The 17216-nt window shown below is 63.1% G+C and carries 17 protein-coding genes; all 17 read left to right on the forward strand.

What is annotated here, in order from left to right; all coding sequences use genetic code 11:
* The first annotated feature begins 208 nt into the window (after positions 1–208).
* A complete protein-coding gene (locus SCL_RS01845; RefSeq protein ID WP_231969824.1) occupies positions 209–1933 on the forward strand; it encodes a GspE/PulE family protein in 1725 nt (574 codons plus the stop codon).
* Position 1934: 1 nt separating this feature from the next.
* Positions 1935–3164 (forward strand): type II secretion system F family protein, encoded by a 1230-nt coding sequence (locus tag SCL_RS01850; protein WP_096359448.1) that lies wholly within the window; start codon positions 1935–1937, stop codon positions 3162–3164.
* Positions 3165–3178: 14 nt separating this feature from the next.
* A complete protein-coding gene (locus SCL_RS01855) occupies positions 3179–3832 on the forward strand; it encodes a prepilin-type N-terminal cleavage/methylation domain-containing protein (RefSeq protein ID WP_172425880.1) in 654 nt (217 codons plus the stop codon).
* A gap of 94 nt (positions 3833–3926) precedes the next feature.
* Positions 3927–4352: a type II secretion system protein gene (locus tag SCL_RS14505; protein WP_096359452.1), complete on the forward strand. Its 426-nt coding sequence runs from the start codon at positions 3927–3929 to the stop codon at positions 4350–4352.
* Positions 4353–4556: 204 nt separating this feature from the next.
* Positions 4557–5060, forward strand: a complete 504-nt coding sequence (locus SCL_RS14510) for a type II secretion system protein (protein ID WP_096359453.1) — start codon at positions 4557–4559, stop codon at positions 5058–5060.
* A complete protein-coding gene (locus SCL_RS01870; RefSeq protein WP_096359455.1) occupies positions 5057–5476 on the forward strand; it encodes a type IV pilus modification PilV family protein in 420 nt (139 codons plus the stop codon). The genes SCL_RS14510 and SCL_RS01870 overlap by 4 nt, the downstream gene beginning before the upstream one ends.
* Position 5477: 1 nt before the next feature.
* Positions 5478–6059, forward strand: coding sequence for a type II secretion system protein (locus tag SCL_RS01875; protein WP_172425881.1), 582 nt, complete (start codon positions 5478–5480; stop codon positions 6057–6059).
* On the forward strand, positions 6059–7048 hold the full coding sequence (locus SCL_RS01880) for a hypothetical protein (protein WP_096359459.1): 990 nt from the start codon (positions 6059–6061) through the stop codon (positions 7046–7048). The genes SCL_RS01875 and SCL_RS01880 overlap by 1 nt, the downstream gene beginning before the upstream one ends.
* On the forward strand, positions 7045–7968 hold the full coding sequence (locus tag SCL_RS01885) for a hypothetical protein (RefSeq protein ID WP_096359461.1): 924 nt from the start codon (positions 7045–7047) through the stop codon (positions 7966–7968). Before SCL_RS01880 ends, SCL_RS01885 begins: the two co-directional genes overlap by 4 nt.
* A gap of 51 nt (positions 7969–8019) precedes the next feature.
* Positions 8020–9651, forward strand: a complete 1632-nt coding sequence (locus SCL_RS01890) for a hypothetical protein (protein ID WP_148664945.1) — start codon at positions 8020–8022, stop codon at positions 9649–9651.
* Between the two features lie 33 nt (positions 9652–9684).
* Complete coding sequence (locus SCL_RS01895; RefSeq protein WP_096359465.1) at positions 9685–10152, forward strand: type II secretion system protein; 468 nt, start codon at positions 9685–9687, stop codon at positions 10150–10152.
* Positions 10149–10616, forward strand: coding sequence for a pilus assembly protein MshD (locus SCL_RS01900; protein WP_148664946.1), 468 nt, complete (start codon positions 10149–10151; stop codon positions 10614–10616). Before SCL_RS01895 ends, SCL_RS01900 begins: the two co-directional genes overlap by 4 nt.
* An 8-nt stretch (positions 10617–10624) precedes the next feature.
* Positions 10625–11653 (forward strand): prepilin-type N-terminal cleavage/methylation domain-containing protein, encoded by a 1029-nt coding sequence (locus tag SCL_RS01905; RefSeq protein ID WP_096359469.1) that lies wholly within the window; start codon positions 10625–10627, stop codon positions 11651–11653.
* Positions 11650–12105 carry a pilus assembly protein MshP gene (locus SCL_RS01910; RefSeq protein WP_096359471.1) on the forward strand — a complete coding sequence of 152 codons (456 nt, stop codon included), beginning with the start codon at positions 11650–11652 and terminating at the stop codon, positions 12103–12105. Before SCL_RS01905 ends, SCL_RS01910 begins: the two co-directional genes overlap by 4 nt.
* A gap of 14 nt (positions 12106–12119) precedes the next feature.
* Positions 12120–12632 (forward strand): RNA polymerase sigma factor, encoded by a 513-nt coding sequence (locus SCL_RS01915; protein ID WP_096359473.1) that lies wholly within the window; start codon positions 12120–12122, stop codon positions 12630–12632.
* Positions 12629–13009, forward strand: a complete 381-nt coding sequence (locus tag SCL_RS01920) for a hypothetical protein (protein ID WP_096359475.1) — start codon at positions 12629–12631, stop codon at positions 13007–13009. The genes SCL_RS01915 and SCL_RS01920 overlap by 4 nt, the downstream gene beginning before the upstream one ends.
* Positions 13010–13077: 68 nt before the next feature.
* Positions 13078–17028 (forward strand): DUF6701 domain-containing protein, encoded by a 3951-nt coding sequence (locus SCL_RS01925; RefSeq protein WP_096359477.1) that lies wholly within the window; start codon positions 13078–13080, stop codon positions 17026–17028.
* Positions 17029–17216: the final 188 nt, after the last annotated feature.

The following is a 17216-nucleotide window of genomic DNA, read 5'->3' on the forward strand; positions in this document are numbered from 1 at the left end:
CCTTGGTTCCTGAAAGCTGGCTCGGTAATTGCTAGTGATACAAGGGTATTCAGGCCCCTGCTTGAAATTTGGAGGGGGTCGAGCATTACCCTGGTCGATAACCGGGAGCGCCTGTTTTTTCGACTATAGTGGGGTTAAGTCAATATTTTCAGTGAATTAGGCCGCCGATTTCGTTTCCGGGACAAGCAGCGGCTGACGGGGAATCACGATGGCATCGATAACCGAGATGAAACCCAAAAAGATTCGCATCGGCGACCTGCTGATTGCGAACAAGGTTATTTCGCAGGAGCAGCTCAACACCGCGCTGGCGGACCAGAAGAAGAGCGGTCGCAAGCTCGGGCGCGTGCTGGTGGAAAACGGTTTTATTTCCGAAGACCAGCTGCTCACTTTCCTGTCGCAGCAACTCAACATGCCTTATATCGACCTGCGGCGCTATCACTACAAGCCCGAGGTCGTGCGCCTGATTCCCGAGACGCATGCGCGCCGCTTCCGCGCCATTGCGCTGGAGGACAGCCGCGAAAGCCTGCTGGTGGGCATGGCCGATCCTACCGACATTTTCGCCTACGATGAGTTGTCGCGCGTGCTGCGCCGTCCGCTGCGTTTCGCCGTGGTCAAGGAATCCGAACTGCTCAAGACCATCGACCGCGTCTACCGGCGCACCGAAGAGATCAGTGACCTGGCGCAGGAACTGCAACAGGAGCTGACCGCCCAGGGCGGCGGCGTGGACCTGGCGGCGCTGGCCGAGACGGAAGGCTTGACCGATGCCCCGGTCGTCAAATTGCTGCAGAGCATGTTCGAGGACGCGGTGCAGGTGAATGCCTCGGACATCCATATCGAACCGGACGAGAAGGAATTGCGCATCCGTTTCCGCCTCGACGGCGTATTGCGGGTGCAGACCATTGCCGACCGGCGCATCGCCAGCGCGCTGGTATCGCGGGTGAAGCTGATGGCGAATCTCGATATCTCGGAGAAGCGCCTGCCGCAGGACGGCCGCACCAACATACGTATCCGTGATAAAAGCATCGATGTGCGTATCTCGACCATGCCGGTGCAGTATGGTGAGTCGGTGGTGTTGCGACTGCTGAATCCGTTCAGCGGCGTGCTCGGCCTGGAGCAGGTGGGCATGCCGAAGAACCTCCTGGAACGCTTTCGCCGGCTGATTCACAACCCTAACGGCATGGTGCTGGTCACGGGCCCGACCGGCAGCGGCAAGACCACGACGTTGTATGCCGCGCTCAAGGAGCTCAACAAGCCCGAATTCAAGATTCTCACCGTCGAGGATCCGGTGGAATACCGTCTGGCCGGCATCAACCAGGTGCAGATCAACGCCAAGATAGAACTGACCTTCGCGCGCGTGTTGCGGTCCATGCTGCGCCAGGACCCCGACATCATCCTGGTCGGCGAAATGCGCGATCAGGAGACGGCGGAAATCGGTCTGCGCGCCGCCATGACCGGCCACCTTGTGTTGTCCACCCTGCACACCAACGACGCGATTTCGACCGCGTTGCGCCTCACCGACATGGGCGTGGAACCGTTCATGGTCGCGGCCTCGCTGCGCGGCATACTTTCGCAACGCCTGGTGCGGCGCATTTGTGAATCCTGCGCCGAGCCCTATGAACTGCCCCCGGCGCAGATGGCCATCGTGCGGGCCGAGGCCGGTGACAAGGCGGACCAGCTCAAATTCAAGCGCGGGCGCGGCTGCAGTCACTGCAACGGCACCGGCTACTCAGGCCGTATCGGTATTTTCGAATATCTCGAGATGGATAACGCGCTGGTGGATGCCTTGCACGCGAAGGACACCGGTCAATTCGAGGCGGCGGCAAAGCAGCAACCGGGTTTCCAGACCTTACGCCGCAGCGCCATCATCCTGGCGGCCCAGGGTCTGACCACCATGGACCAGGTGGTGCGCGCCACTTTCTCGATGGAGGAATAACTTGCCGTTGTTCCAATACAAGGGACGCAATCAGCGCGGCGAGGCGGTGCGGGGCCATCTCGAGGCCGTTTCGCCGGACGCCGTGGCGGCGCAGCTGATGAACAGCGGTGTCATTCCTATCGATATCGGTGTGGCCCAGGTACGGGAAGACGTGTTCGCCGGCTTGAAGGCGCGCCTGGCCGCCAGCACCCGCATCACCCTGACCGACCTGTCGCTTTTCAGCCGCCAGATGTACACCCTGATCAAGGCCGGCGTGCCCATCATGCAGGCGCTGCGGGGTCTGCGCGATTCGACCCAGAATCCGGCGCTGGCCAAGGTCATCATCAGCGTCGGTGAAAGCCTCGACACGGGTCTCGATCTCACCAGCGCCCTGCGCCGGCATCCACAGGTGTTTTCACCGCTGTACGTAAACATGGTACAGGTAGGCGAGACCACGGGCAGCCTGCAGGAGGTTTTCCTGCAACTGGCGATTTACCTCGAACGCGAGAAGGATACCCGTGACCGCATCAAGTCGGCGACGCGCTACCCCATGTTTGTCGTGGCGGCGATTTTCATCGCGATATTTATCATTAATTTGTTCGTGATTCCGACCTTCGCCAAGGTCTATGCCGGATTCAAGATTGAATTACCCATGGCGACCCAGATCCTCATCGCCTCGTCCAATTTCACCGTTGCCTATTGGCCAGTGATTCTGATGACGATCATCACCGCTGTCTTCGCGTTGCGTTATTACGTCCGCACCCCTGAGGGCCGCTATCGCTGGCACAAAATGAAACTCGACATCCCGGTGGTCGGCAAGGTGATCTACAAGGCCACGCTGGGACGGTTCGCCCGGGCGCTGGCGGTGATGATGAAATCCGGCGTGCCGCTGGTGCAGGGCATGACCGTCATCAGCCGCGCGGTGGACAACGACTATATCAGCGACCGCATCGTGCAGATGCGCGACGGCGTCGAGCGCGGCGAAACCATCGCCCGCACCGCTGCCGCCACCGGCATGTTCCCGTCGCTCGTAATCCAGATGATTGCCGTGGGCGAGGACACCGGCTCGGTGGACGAACTCATGTTCAACGTGGCGGAATACTATGAGCGCGAGGTGGATTACGACATCACCAATCTCAGCACCGCCCTCCAGCCGATCCTGATCGTGTTCCTGTCCATCATGGTGTTCATCCTGGCGCTGGGCGTGTTCCTGCCGATGTGGGACCTCGCCCAGGTGGCGCGCAAAGGTTAGCTTTGATGCCGGTTATGGCCAATCCTGAGAAACTGGACAAGCTTAAAACCGTAACCTACTGTTTTCTTAAGCTGCCGTATTTCAACGGGAAGGGACAAAAGGTGAGCCGGGAAAGCCGGGACCCGAAGCGTCGGGGGTGCTTGAGGCGTTGTAACGGAGGCTTTTCCCTGCTGGAGCTGGTCATCGTGATTGTGATCATTTCCGTGCTGCTGGTACTGGCGATTTCGCGCTTATTGTCCCTGATGGTGGATGCCGAGCGGGTGACCATGGAATCCGTGGCCGGGACGCTACGCAGTGCGATTGGCATGAAGGTTGCAGAAAGTATCGTGAAGTCGAAGGTTGCGGAGCTTCCGGCCTTCGAGGGCAGCAACCCGATGGCGCTGCTGGCGGAAACGCCGCGGAACTATCTGGGTGAACTGGACGGGGCCGACCCGGCCAGGCTCGAGGACGGCAACTGGTATTACGACAAGCGTGACAAGACGCTGGTCTATTTGGTCCGCAACAAGGGTTTTTTTACCGGCGGACAGCCCAAGCCCCCGCGGGCGCGCTTCGCGGTGAGATTGGTCTACAGTGACAGGAACGGGAACGGTGTATTCGATGCAGGCGCGGATGAGATACAGGGCTTGCGCCTGGGCCCCATGGAACCTTACTCCTGGTCCCGAGAGTGAATCGGACCGGGGGTGGCAGTGGATGGCGGCTGGTAATGAACCCGGCTGCTAAAGTGTGGTAGAGCAACTTGATTTGAAACGCAGGAGATTAAACATGTCCAAACAGCAAAGCGGTTTTACTCTTATTGAATTGGTGGTGGTTATCGTTATTCTCGGTCTGCTGGCTGCCACGGCGTTGCCGCGGTTCGTCAATCTGACCGGCCAGGCGCGCGTGGCGAGCTTGCAAGGCATCGCCGGTGCCGTGGCCTCGGGCGCAGCCCTGGCGCGGGCCCAATGGCTGGTGAATGGCAGCACCGGCGCGGGGAGCGTGACCGTCGATGGTGTGGTCGTTGCCGTCAACGGCTCCGGCTATCCGACCAACACGGGTATCGGCAACATGATTACCAATCTGCAGGGATACACCTACGACGGCGCCGGCAATTTCACGCCGGACAGCGGCGGCGCTGCGAATTGCCGCGTTCAATATACCGCGGCCAGCGGCACGGTGGTTGTCCAGTCCGGCGGTACGGGATGCCCGTAATCAGCCGGCATTGAACGGCCAAGCTGTACCGAGTTGATTCATGCATTACTGATGTAGCTCCTGCGTTCGGCGGCGCGGCTTTGGCCGCCGAGAAAGAGGAACCGGCGCAACCTGACAAGAGGGGTTGCCATGCAAGGCCGGTGAAACCGCAAACTTGGGGCGCTGGCGAGAGTCAGCGCCCCATTGTTTTTTCAGGTGTGACAGATGGCAGGCAGTCCCGACATCCGGTCAGGCCATGAGGACGGCTTCACTCTGGTGGAGCTGGTGGTCATCATTTTGCTCCTGGGGATACTCGCGTTTACCGCCATCCCGCGCTTTCTCGACAAGGGCGCCATCGATGTCAGCGTCATGGCGGAGCAACTCGCGAATGACATCCGCTATACCCAGTCACTGGCCATGACCAGCGGCCAGCGCAACCGCATCAATCTCACGGCCACCACCTACCAGATCACCACCAGCAGCGGCGGGTTGCTGACGCATCCGGTGACGGGCGGCACTGGCCCCATCGCTCTCAACGGCGTGACGCTCAGCGGGTGGAGCCCGCCGCTGACGAACAACTACGTCGCCTTCGACGGCCGCGGCGTGCCTTACAGTCTCGTCACCAGCAGCACCGGGATCGCCGGCAACGCCACGATCACCCTGTCCGGCGGCGGCCACACGCGCACTATCGTGATCTCGCCGGAAACGGGAAGGGTTATCGTCCAATGAAGACGCGCTTTCATGTCCGCGGCGTGACCCTGATCGAGCTGATTGTCTTCATCATCATCGTGGGAGTGCTGGTTTCGGGGCTCATGAGCGGATTCAGCACCAGCTTGCGCGGCAGTGGCGTGCCCAAGCAGGTGACGCAGGCGCTGCAACTGGCGCAGGAGCGCATGGAGCTGATCCGGGCGCGCAAGGACGTGCTGGGATTTGCCGGGTTCACTGCCGCCACTTACGATCCTTGCGCCAACGGATCCACCCATCCGGCCTGCAGCTCGACATTCGGGTATACCGTCACGCCCGCGCTGGATGAAACCGGCGCCTGCCTGGGGGGTGATGCGAACTACAAGTGCATCACGGTCACCGTGACCGATGCCAGCGGCGCCAGACTGTCCGAACTGCAGGCGGCGGTGGCGAATTACTGATATGACGTCCTCCGTGAAAAGCCAGGGCAACCGGTTTCTCCACCGTCCCGCGCGACGCCCACGCCGGCATGTTCGCGGATTCACGCTGGTCGAGCTGGTCGTGGCGATCATTCTGGTGGGAATCATTTTCGGTTTCGGCAGTGCGCTGCTGGGCAAGGTATTCAGCTCGTATTCCCTGAAACAGGATATCGCCGGCGGCGACTGGCAGGCCAGGGTGGCGCTGGAGCGCGCGGCGCGCGAGCTGCGCGCGGTGCGTTCGGCGACGGCGGCCGATCTCGACATTGCCTCCACCGCGCAGGTCCGGTTTGTCGACGCAGACGGCAACAGTGTTTGCTTCTATCGCAACGCGGGAGCCAACCGCATGATGCGCAGCGCGGACGGTCCGGCTTCGGCCTGCGGCAGCACCAATCCGCAGGTGCTGGCCGACAATATCACCGCGCTGGCGTTCAGCTACTGGGACAACGCCGGCAACGCGACCGCGGTGGTGGCCAGCGTTTATTTCATCACGGTGCAAATGACCGTGGTCGAAGGCGCTTACAGCGGACAATTCCGCACCAACGTCCGGCCGAGGAATTTCTTCTGATGTTGAACGCCCCGCGATATTTTTCGCATGCGCGCGCCAGCCGGGGATCACCGGCTGCCGGCCAGCGCGGCTTTCTCCTGATCGCCGCCGTGGTGCTGATCGTCGTGGCGGCGCTGCTGCTGTCGGTGACGGTCTGGTTCCCGGTCGTCGACAACCAGGCCACGGTGCGCCATCTGGGTTCCAAGCAGGCCCTGTTCATCGCCGGCAGCGGGATCGAACGCGGCATTCGCCAGTGGAGTCTCGACAATTCCTATGCCGGCGAGGGTCCGGTCAGTTTCGGCGAAGGCAGTTTTACCGTGACCACCCATGACGACGATTTCCAGGGGGCCGCGCTGCCGGCGACGAAAAAACGCATTCGCAGCGTCGGCCAGGTCGCCGATACGGGAATGCGCGTGGTCGAGGTGATCGCCCGCCGCACCGCACTGTTTCTGGAACAGTTTCCTGGTTCAGCGGGCTTTGCCGCCGACTGGCCGACCCAGATCCTGACCAACAACGAGGGCAGCAGCGGTTTCGACGCCGCGAACTGTCCCGTCGCCACCTGTCCTGACACGCTCGCCGGTTCCGGTTCCATGTTGATACGGACCACTCCCGCCGGACCGAATGACCGGGTCACCGGTTATCGCGAGCAGGCCCTGGCGACGCCGGTCGTCACCGGTGCCGGCGGTCTGACCGTTGATATCGGGGTCGCCTTCGACAAGTCCGGTGGCAACGTGAACACCAACACCGTCTCCGTGCGCCTGTTCGATTCCGCCGCCAATGTCCTCACCAGCGTGTGGAGCGATAGCGCCCTTACTACCGCCGGCTGGGTGCTGGACGAGGTGACGGGCGTGGTCCTGCCGGCGAACCGTCACTACGACCGCATCCGCCTATACTTTGATCTGCGCGAGCAGGGCAACAACACGGTCGTTACCCGGCTCGACGAGATCAAATTGAGCAGCACCGGTGCCGGACTGGCGGTCCAGGAAGCCTGGCGCGAGGTTTACCAATGAACGGAAAATCGGGCCTTTCACTGACGCCACCGGGCACGCAACGCGGCTTCCTGCTGATCGCCGCGGTGGTGCTGATCGTGGTCGCCACCCTGCTGCTGACCGTCATGGTATTTCTGGGGGTGACCGGCACCGAATCCAGCGTCGGGCACTCGCAGTCGGCTCAGGGTTTCTTTATCGTCGAAAGCGGGGCCGAATTCGAACAGCGCAGCCTGGCGCAGAATCTGAACTGGTACCGCACCACGACCGACCCGTTCGACGTGACCACGCGGACCATGGGCGCGGGCAGCTTCGCGATCCGGACGCAGGTGCCGGCCACGCTGCTGCGCACGCGCATTCCGACGGCGGCCTCGACCGCGCCGATCCGGGTCTATACCACCAACCGCTTTCCATGCCCGGCCTGCGCCAACACCTGCGGCCCGTGCTACCTGCAGATCGACGACGACATCGCCGGCGGGGCCGAATTCGTGCAGTACACCGGCATCAGCGGCGATACCTTCACCGGCATCACGCGCAACCGGACCATCGGGACCGTCACCGGCGCCGCCGCCGCCTTCGACCGTGGCGCGTCGGTGTATCCCGTGACCACCCTGATCAGCGCGGTCGGGTCCACCAGCTGCACGGTGATTCCGAGTCCGTTTCAGATTACCGCGCATTCCAAGTTTCTTTCCGCCGGAACGATTGACATTGAGGGCGAGGAATTCACCTATACCGGTTCCAGCATTTCCGGCACCACCATGACCCTGACCGGTGTCCAGCGTTGCCAGAACACGCCCCCGGTCGGTGCGCTGCATCCTGCCGGCCGCCCGGTGACGCCGGTGCTGACCAACATCAGCGACACCGCCGATTACGAGGCCGAGGTGCAGATTCGCGGGACGGCCGGTGCGGCGGTGCGGGAAGCGCGCAAGGTTATCCGCCGATGAAAACCAGGATGATGTGACATGAGACGCCCGATCATTATTTGGATCTTGGCCATGCTCGCGGCCCTCTGGCTCGCCCCGGCGCAGGCCGCCCGCACCTTTACCGCCACCCAGACCAGCCCGGCCTTTGGCTCCGCCGTGGACATGGGCTCGGCCCAGGCGGTCACTTTCAGCGTTCTGAATACCAGTGGCGGCGGTAACGCCGGCGAGCGCATCTACGAGATGCGTTTCCGGTTGCCCGGCACCGGGACGGTGTTCGCCTCGTCCACCGCCGCGCCGGCGGGCTGGACCCGCACCGCCTTCAGCACCACCTCGGTAACCTTTCGTGCCAGTTCCTGGGCCAATTCCATTCCCAGCGGTAGCGCGCTCGGCTTCACGCTGAACATGGTAATGCGCACCACCACCGCGGACGTGACCGAAAGCCTGCGCGACGCCCGCGCCAGCTATACCCTCGATACGAACTTCACCAACGGCATCACGCGCAGCGGCCGCTACACCCCGAGCAATACCAGTTCGTGGGCCTCGTGGGCGCTGAAGTCATTGCAGATAGTGTCTTTCCAGACGACGGATACCCTTGGCAATCCCATTACCGCTATCGGTTCCAATACACAATTTCGCGTGGTGCTGACGGTGAAAAACATATCGAGCACAACCCAGAGCAATATCGTCTCGAATCCTGCCACCCCTGCCGTCACGGTGCTCACGGGGGCGGTCAGCGCGAGCGTGGTCCCGCCCACGGTGTACAGTCCCAGTCCGCTCACGCTCGCCGCCGGCGCCACGGGCACCATCACGTATACCTACAACACCACGGTGCCGAGCAGCGGCACCATACGCTTCAGCGTGACTAACGTGCGTAACGGCGCCAACAACGCCACTTCCCGCAGCGCCGTCTCCAATATTCTGGCGGTGAGCAGTTTCGTGGTGAACATCAACGTCAGCAAGACCTGCCTTTACGTGAGCAACACCGTGACGGTCACCATGGACTACATCAACAACAGCGGCGCCGCGATCAACAATATCGCCGCTTCCCTGGCGCCATCTACCGGCGGCATTGTGACCCTGGTGTCGGGGCCGACATATGCCTTCACTTCGGTCGGCGCTGGCTCAACGGTAGCCAATGCCGTCAGCTGGAATTATCAGATCACCGGCGGGACCACGGGGCAGACCTTCACTTTCAACGGCTCGGCGACCGGTAACAGCGGTACGATCACCACGCCAACGGCCATCTCGGCAGTGATTACGCGCGCCGGTTTCGACCCCGTGGTTACTCCAAGCAATACCAATGCCTCAAGCACCAACGCACAGATCAACTGGGGCATTACGAACAATGGATGCGCCCCGGTCAAGAGCATATCGATCACCCTGCCAGCCGGCTTTGCCTGGAATGGCGACGCCTATTCACTGGTCAACGGCGCGGACGAGAGCTGGACGGTGTCCGGCGGCAATCCCGCGACCTTCACGGCGCCGGCGGTGGTGAATTACTTGCCGCTGACATTCGATGCGGACTATTCCCTGGTGTTGTCGACGCCGGCCGCGCCGGGAACATATGCCTTCGATTTGGGCGTGACCGATTCCAGCGATGTGTTTTCGACCCGTCCCGTCACCCTGACGGTCGACCCGTTCAACACCGGCAGCCCCAGCCTCAACCGCACGGCACCGGGCCCCTGGCGCGAGCAGTATCAATAGCGCGAAAAACATGGACAATTACGGCGCACGCGCATGAACAATACTTTCACCCGAGGTTTCACCCTGGTCGAACTGATCGCGGTGCTGGTCATCGTCGCGCTGATCTCGGCCGTGGGCCGGTCGCTGTTTTTTGAGGTTGACGTGTTCCGCCAGCGCGGATTCTTCGAGGAGACGCTGTCCGCGGTGCGTTACGCGCAGAAGCTCGCGGTGGCCAGCGGCTGCCCCGTGCGCGTGCAGACCACGGTGACCGGTTTCACCCTGTTCCGGTCCGCGAACGTGGCGGCATGTGCCGGGGGTCCTTACAACACCCCGATCGCCGATCCTTCGGGCGGCGCGGCCACTTTTACGCGCACCGCGCCGGACGGCGTTGTCGTCGATGCGCAAAGCATCATTTTCGCCGCCGACGGCACCGTCAACATGGCCCCGCCGACGCTCGATGTCAGCGTCGGCGGTCGTCAATTCCGTGTGCACCGCGATACCGGGTTTGTGGAGCGGCGATGAATTCGGCAAGGCTCTCCGTCGGGATGCGCGGCGCCACCCTGGTGGAGCTGATCGTCGCCATTATCATCATCGGCGTGGCGTTGGCCGGCGTGCTGACGGTCTTCGTGCGCAACACCCGCGCCAGCGCCGATCCCCTCATCTGGCACCAGGCCACGGCGATCGCGGAGGCCTATCTGGAGGAGGCGCTGACCAAAAATTTCACCGTCGGTCCCGGCAACACGCGCCAGACTTTCGATGACGTGCTCGACTACAACTTCACCGACGTCGGTGCGCACGACCAGACCGGAACGCCAATTGCCGGACTCGAGGGCTACACGGTCCAGGTCCAGGCGGCCGTCGACGCCCTGAACGACATCACGCTCGCCAGCGGCAACGCCATACGCGTCACGGTGACGGTGACGCCGGCGGTGTCCGCCAGCAGCACCGTCGTCGTCAGCGGTTATCGCGCCAACTACGACCCCTGATCCCGCTCATGCGCCCGACACCCTCATCTTCCCGGTCAGCACCGCCGCGCGCGCGACGCAACGCCGGCGTGACCCTCATTGAGCTGATCGTGGTGATCACCATTACCGGCATCATCGCCGTGGTGCTGGGTTCGTTCATTCTGCAACCGATCCAGGGCTATGAGGCCCAGGTGCGTCGCGCCGAGCTGGTGGATGCGGCGGAAATGGCATTACGGCGCACTGCCCTCGAAATCCGCCAGGCGCTGCCGAACAGCGTGCGCATCCGCGACGCGCTCGGCACCACCGGCGACGTGACCTGCAACGCCGCGGGCCAGGTTTGCACCATCGAGATATTGAATACCCTGGATGGCGCGCGTTACCGCGAAGGGCCGGGGACGCTTCCCGGCGGCGGCCATCCCCACGGAAACCCGGGCTTCCGATTGAGTTTCAGTGGTGCGGACACGGACGGATTCAACATCGTCGGGTTCTTTGAAAACTTCCAACCCGGGTTGCCGTTCACCTCGACCGCGGGGAACCTGGGAGAACGGCTCGCCATCTACAACCAGGGCGCGGTGCCGGCCGTGGCCTGCGCCGGTACGGCCGCTGATGCCTACTCGGATGCCAATTGTCCCGCTGGCTCGCGCGTCGTCATGACGAATCCAAACGTCGTCAGGTTCACCATCGCCGACGACGGTGGCGGTGACGAGCTTCACATCGCTCCGGTCCCTCCCGCGGTGGGTTTCAATTTCCGCTGGGCCTCTCCCAACCAGCGCGTCTTCATCGTCGACACGCCGCTGAGCTTTGTATGCACTGCCGGGGCCAACGGCAACATCACGCGCTACGCGAACTATCCGATTACCGCCGCGCAGCAGGTGACGCCGGCCGGCGCCACGAATATCGCCCTGCTTTCGCGGCCGGTCAGCGCCTGCCGGTTCAGCTACGCGGCCGGCACGAACCAGCGTGCCGGTCTGGTGACGCTCGACATCACCGTCAGCGACGCCGCCAGCGGCGAGCAGGTGCGCCTGCTGCACCAGGTGCACGTGGACAACGCCCCATGACCCGCTTCCCGTCCGCGCCCGGAATTCGCCAGCGCGGCTTTGCGCTGGTCGCGGCTATCTTTATTGTCGTGGTGCTGGCCATGCTCGGTGTCATGATGGTCACCCTCAGCGGCGTACAGCGCGCCACCGCCAGCGCCGCGGTGCAGGGCGCGCGCGCCTATTACGCTGCGCGCGCCGGGGTGGAGTGGGGGATCTTCGGGGCCCTGAACAACACCGTGGCCACCTGCGGCAACGCGCCAGCCACGCCGACCACGAACAACTTCAATTTTGCCGTAAACGGACTTAACGGGTTTGCCGTCAGCGTGGTTTGCCGCTACACGGAGCACCGCGAACGCAGCGATCCGTACAACGTCTATGTCATCAACGCCACCGCCACCTCCGGCGCGTTCGGCAGCGACAACTATGTATCGCGCACGCTCAGAACGACCGTGACCAGCGCGCCGCCGCCGTAAGCTCCGATATTGCCATGCGGGACCCGGTTGAGCTCATGCGCCTCTATTGCCGTGACGGCGATGCCGCCGCGTTTCGCGAATTCTATCGCTCGCAGTCGCCGCGCTTGTGGAAGTTCCTGGTGGCGCGCGGCTGCCCCCCGGAGGAGGCTTATGATCTCGTGTCCGAGGCGTTCATGCGTTTCGTGCAGACCGTCTGCCGCGACCCGCGCGCGCCGCGGGCGTTTCTCTACCGCATCGCTGCCAACCTGCGAATCGATGCCATCCGCCGGGCGCGCGCCCGGCCGGCCGATCCATTGCCGGAGGATGTGGCCGACGACGGCGGCGGGCCGGAAGGGGAAGAGGCCGCCCATCTGCGGGAACTGGTGGCCCGCCTGCCCGAAGGCGAACAAAACATGCTCCTGATGCGTTATTGGATAGGACTGAGCCATCAGGAAGTGGCGTTGGCGCTGGACCTGCCGGAGGGCACGGTGCGGCGCCGGTGTGCGGAACTCATCGCCAAACTGCGGGAACGCTGGAACGAAGGATGAAACACGAAGCACCGACCGAGCGCGAAATCGCGGACCTGTTCGCGCCGGCTTTCGACCGGCTGGCCGAGCCCGATGCACGGCGCCTGGCGGCGATTGAGCAGCGGTTGCTGGAGCGCCCGCGCCGCCGCGTTGGCGCCGCCTGGTGGTGGCTGTTCGCGGTGCTGACGACGGGCGCGGCCAGCGCACTGTGGTGGGCCGTGAACTATGATTCAGCTGACGGGCCGGAGCCGACCGCGCCGGAGATCGTGTCGCCGCCGGCAAGCACCCCGGCGCCGGAACCGGCGCCGCCGCCGGGCCAGACGGGGAACTCGGAGACGAAATCCGCCGGCGCGCCGGCGCCGAAACAGGGACCGGTGATTTATCGGAAGGGGCATTGAGAGGCCCCACGAGGCGCAAAAAGATTCGACTGTTTCGACGTCAAGATGAATGCAGGAATGAAAACAGCATGAATGTCATGAGCCCGGTTTCGGAAAAACGTGATCTGTCCCCGTTCGCGGGCAATGTTTTCACTTTGCTCCTGTTGACGCTGGGATTTGTCATGATCATCGCGAACCCGGCACAGGCGGCGCCGCCCGCTTTCCAGGCAGCGGGAACCGCGGTCGGTGGAAACGGAAATATCACCACGCTGACATGGCCGGCGCACCAGGTAGACGACATCGCTCTTTTGTTCGTCGAGAGCACGGGAGGCGAGCCGGTCGCTCTTTCCAACAATACGGCAGGATTCGTTGCGGTGGCCAACAGTCCGCAGGCAACGGGCACGGGCACGAATGGAACGCGTATCTCGGTGTTCTGGGCGCGCGCGACATCCAACTCGATGACCGCGCCGCAAGTTGACGACCCGGGCAACCATGCCTATGCCCAAATCATCACCTACCGCGGCGTCATCGCTACCGGCAATCCCTGGGACGTCACTGGCGGCGGCGTCAAGGCAACGGCCAGTACGTCGATCACGGTCACCGGCGTCACCACCACCGTGCCGGATACGCTTATCGTTCAGGTTGCGGCGCATGACCGCGACAACACCGGGGCACATTTCAGCGGACAGACCAATGCGAACCTGACGGGCATCGCCGAACGATCCGACGCCGGAACGACTCAGGGTAACGGCGGCGGTTTCGCGGTGTGGGACGGCGTCAAGGCAACCGCCGGCGCGACCGGCAACACCACGGCGACCCTGTCCAACTCCGTGGTCAACGCCTTCCTGACCATCGCCCTCAAGCCACGGCTGCTTTCCGTGGATTCAATCAGCCTGGCCAGTACCAATCCAACCGAGCCGGGCGTTTCCGTATCCTGGACGGTAACGTTCAGCGCGAGCGTGACCGGTGTCGATGCCACGGATTTCGCGCTGGTCCAGGCCGGCGGCGTTTCGGGCGCCAGCATCACCTCGGTGACCGGCGGCGGGACATCATGGACGGTGACGGCAAATACCGGCAGTGGTACCGGCACCCTGGGTTTGAATCTGGTCGATAACGATTCGATCATCGATGCGGGCAGCATTCCGCTCGGCGGCGCGGGCGCCGGCAACGGGAATTTTACCGGGCAGGTCTACACCGTCTCTCCGCCCTTCTGTTCGCCGCCGTCCAATGTTCCCGCGGGTGTTTCGGTGAGCTGTGTATGCGACCGGTTCGGCCGCGCCAGTCTCAATCCCTCCACCATTTTCGGCGGCAACTGGACCGTATCCCTGGGCTCAACCGATGCAACCGGCATCCTCCCTGACATCAATGCCACCACCGGTTTGCTGCGTCTGACCGAGAGCAGCGCCAATAACGCCAAGGCCGCCACGGTGCCGGGCATCTTCCCCGCCGCCGGCAACTACATCTCGGTGGAATTCAATCATTACGCTTACGATGGCACCGGCGCCGACGGCATCGCAGTCACGCTCTCCGATTATTCCGTGCCCGCCGTGCCCGGCGGTTTCGGCGGTTCACTGGGCTACGCGCAACGCAGCGATGGCACCCAGCCGCCGGGTTTCAATGGCGGTTGGGTCGGTATCGCGCTCGATGAATACGGCAATTTCCAAAGCTCGACCGAAGGGCGCGTGCTGGGCGCATGCGGCACCGCAGCGTGCCGCCCGCAATCCGTAGGCGTGCGTGGTCCGGGGAGCGGCGCCAACGGTTATCGCTGGATGGGCGGTACGGGCAGCAGTCCGGGCGGCCTGACGATCGATAATCGTACTTCCACCACGCCGTCGCCCGGATACGCTTATCAAGTGATCGTCGACGCCCGCAACAGCGCCAGCGGAACGATCAATGTCAGTGTCAACCGGGATGCCACGACCAAAGACGGCAGCAACTACGTTTCCCTGTTCGGGCCGTTCAATGCCTACACCGAGGCGGATTACGCCATGAGCCAGGGCTGGATCCCGCAGATCGTGCCGGACTACTGGAAGATTTCCTTTACCGGCTCCACCGGCGGCTCGGACAACATTCATGAAATCGGCGGCCTGCGCGTCTGCGCCCAGACGGTGCTGCCGCCCACTGGTGGCACGGCGAGCGGATTTTCCGCCATCGACGAGGCCTATCCGGGGGCGCCCACCGTGCCGGCCTACCAGAATTTCCAGACCGGCGATATCTACATGAAGCTGACCGGGGTGGCGTTCCGGCTCTGGGTGGCGGCGCTATCCGGCTCCGGCATCTCAACCGGGTATTCCGCCACCAGCGCCAAGTACGTGTCGGTGAAGATCGTTGACAACAGCGACAACGCTTGCGGCACCGATGCCGCCCGCACCTGCAATGCCGCTTGCACCAGCAAGGCCGCGGTGGAAGCCGGCGCCACCCAGATCGCCACCTTCGCTTCGGGCGGCACCACCGGTGTGGCCTCGCCGTCGCCGCAGTTCACGCTCAATTCGGCATGGAAAAATTTGATCGCCGTCATGCGCGAGTGCACTACGTCGGCCTGCAGCGCCTTTACCGCCACCGCGCCGGCCTGCTCGGCGGATTCGTTCTCGGTGCGGCCGACCGGTGTAACGGTTGCCTCTACCAATGCCACCAACAGCACCACGGGTGGCACGCCCATTTTCAAGGCCGGCAGCGACACCTTCAACCTGACCGCGACCATCGCCGGGATCGCCGGCAATCCCAGCCGCTATACCGGCACTCTCAAAATTAACAGTACCGCCATGCAGGCGCTGCACTCGCCCTCGGTGCTTGGGGTGCTTGCGGGTACTTTTCCCGCCGCCGTGTCGGGCACGCCGGCCGCAACGGCCACGGGCAACAACTTCACGTACGACGAAGCGGGCGGGTTTATTTTTCGGGGATATAACCCGGCGAGCGACGCCACGGCACGAAGAGGAATCTATGATGGTGTCGTCGCCACGACCGAGTGCGCGTCGTTAACGCTGGCGCAGTGCGACCTCTTGCGGCTCGCTACCTGGACGGGAATTGACAGCGTCAGCACCAAGGCCAACTGCGTCTCGAGCAATTATTCGAACACCAAGGACGCCAGCGGCAAGTACGGCTGCCTGTTCGGCCTCACCGCCGACAGCGCGGGCATCGGCCGCTTTACGCCGGCCTACTTCGACGTCACCCGGATTCATGCCTGTCTTGGAGCGACACCCTTCACCTATTCCGGCCAGCCCTTCTCACAGGTGACGGTGACCGCGAGAGCGGGTGCGGGGACGCCGACGAAGAACTACAACGGGACCACCGGTTTGGCCAAGCTGGTCACGCTTTCCGACGGCAATGGTTTCGCCGGCGGAGTTTTCGGAAATGGATCTACTACTGATGGATCTTTTCCTGCCGCCAGTTTCACCAGCAATGGCGACCAGACGAGGACCGACGAGAAGTATACGTTTACGGACAGGGAAACCCCGCCGGTGACGCTGGCCTTGCGTGCGACCGACACGGACAACGTCAGCTCCGCCGGCCACACCGAGGATCCCGCCGAGGTCCGCAGCGGGCGGCTGCGCATCCAGAACGCCTACGGTTCCGAGCTGGCGGCGCTGCCGTTGCCGATGCGAGCGGAATACTACGTGGATACGACCATCACCGCGCCGGCGACCACTCCCTCGATCATCGGCTGGATCACGAACAGCGCGGACACCTGTTCATCTGCCGCGTTGAATGCCTTGTCGAATTTTCAGGGGAATTTGAACTCTGGTGAAACGTGCGTGCAGGATACGGGTAATCCGGGTGTCAGCGGCCAGGGCTGCGCGGTCGCGGGCCTCCCCGCCGATCGTTATACCTCGCCGCCCGCCGCCGGGAGTTACAACCTGAATCTGAAAGCCCCGGGGGCAGGCAATGATGGCAGCGTGGACATCAGCGCCAATCTGTCGACCAGACCCTGGTTGCGTTTTGACTGGAATGGCACGGGTGACACCGATCCGTCCGGACGTGCCAGTTTCGGTCTGTATCGCGGCAGTCCGCGGCATATTTATTTCCGGCAGCGCTTTAACTGAGCTGATTTTCCGTCGCTGATTCCTGCCCTTCCCGGGGCTTGTTCGGGCTCCGGCTGCACCCGAAAACACCGCGTCATTCCTCGGTTTTCCCCAAAGTTGGTTCCTGAAAACCGCATTGACAACAGGGGGTTGTTGACCGATTCTTAACCTAAACCTCAGGAAAACAAGCAATATGGCTGATGCCTGAG

The organism is Sulfuricaulis limicola (assembly GCF_002355735.1).
Taxonomy (GTDB): domain Bacteria; phylum Pseudomonadota; class Gammaproteobacteria; order Acidiferrobacterales; family Sulfurifustaceae; genus Sulfuricaulis; species Sulfuricaulis limicola.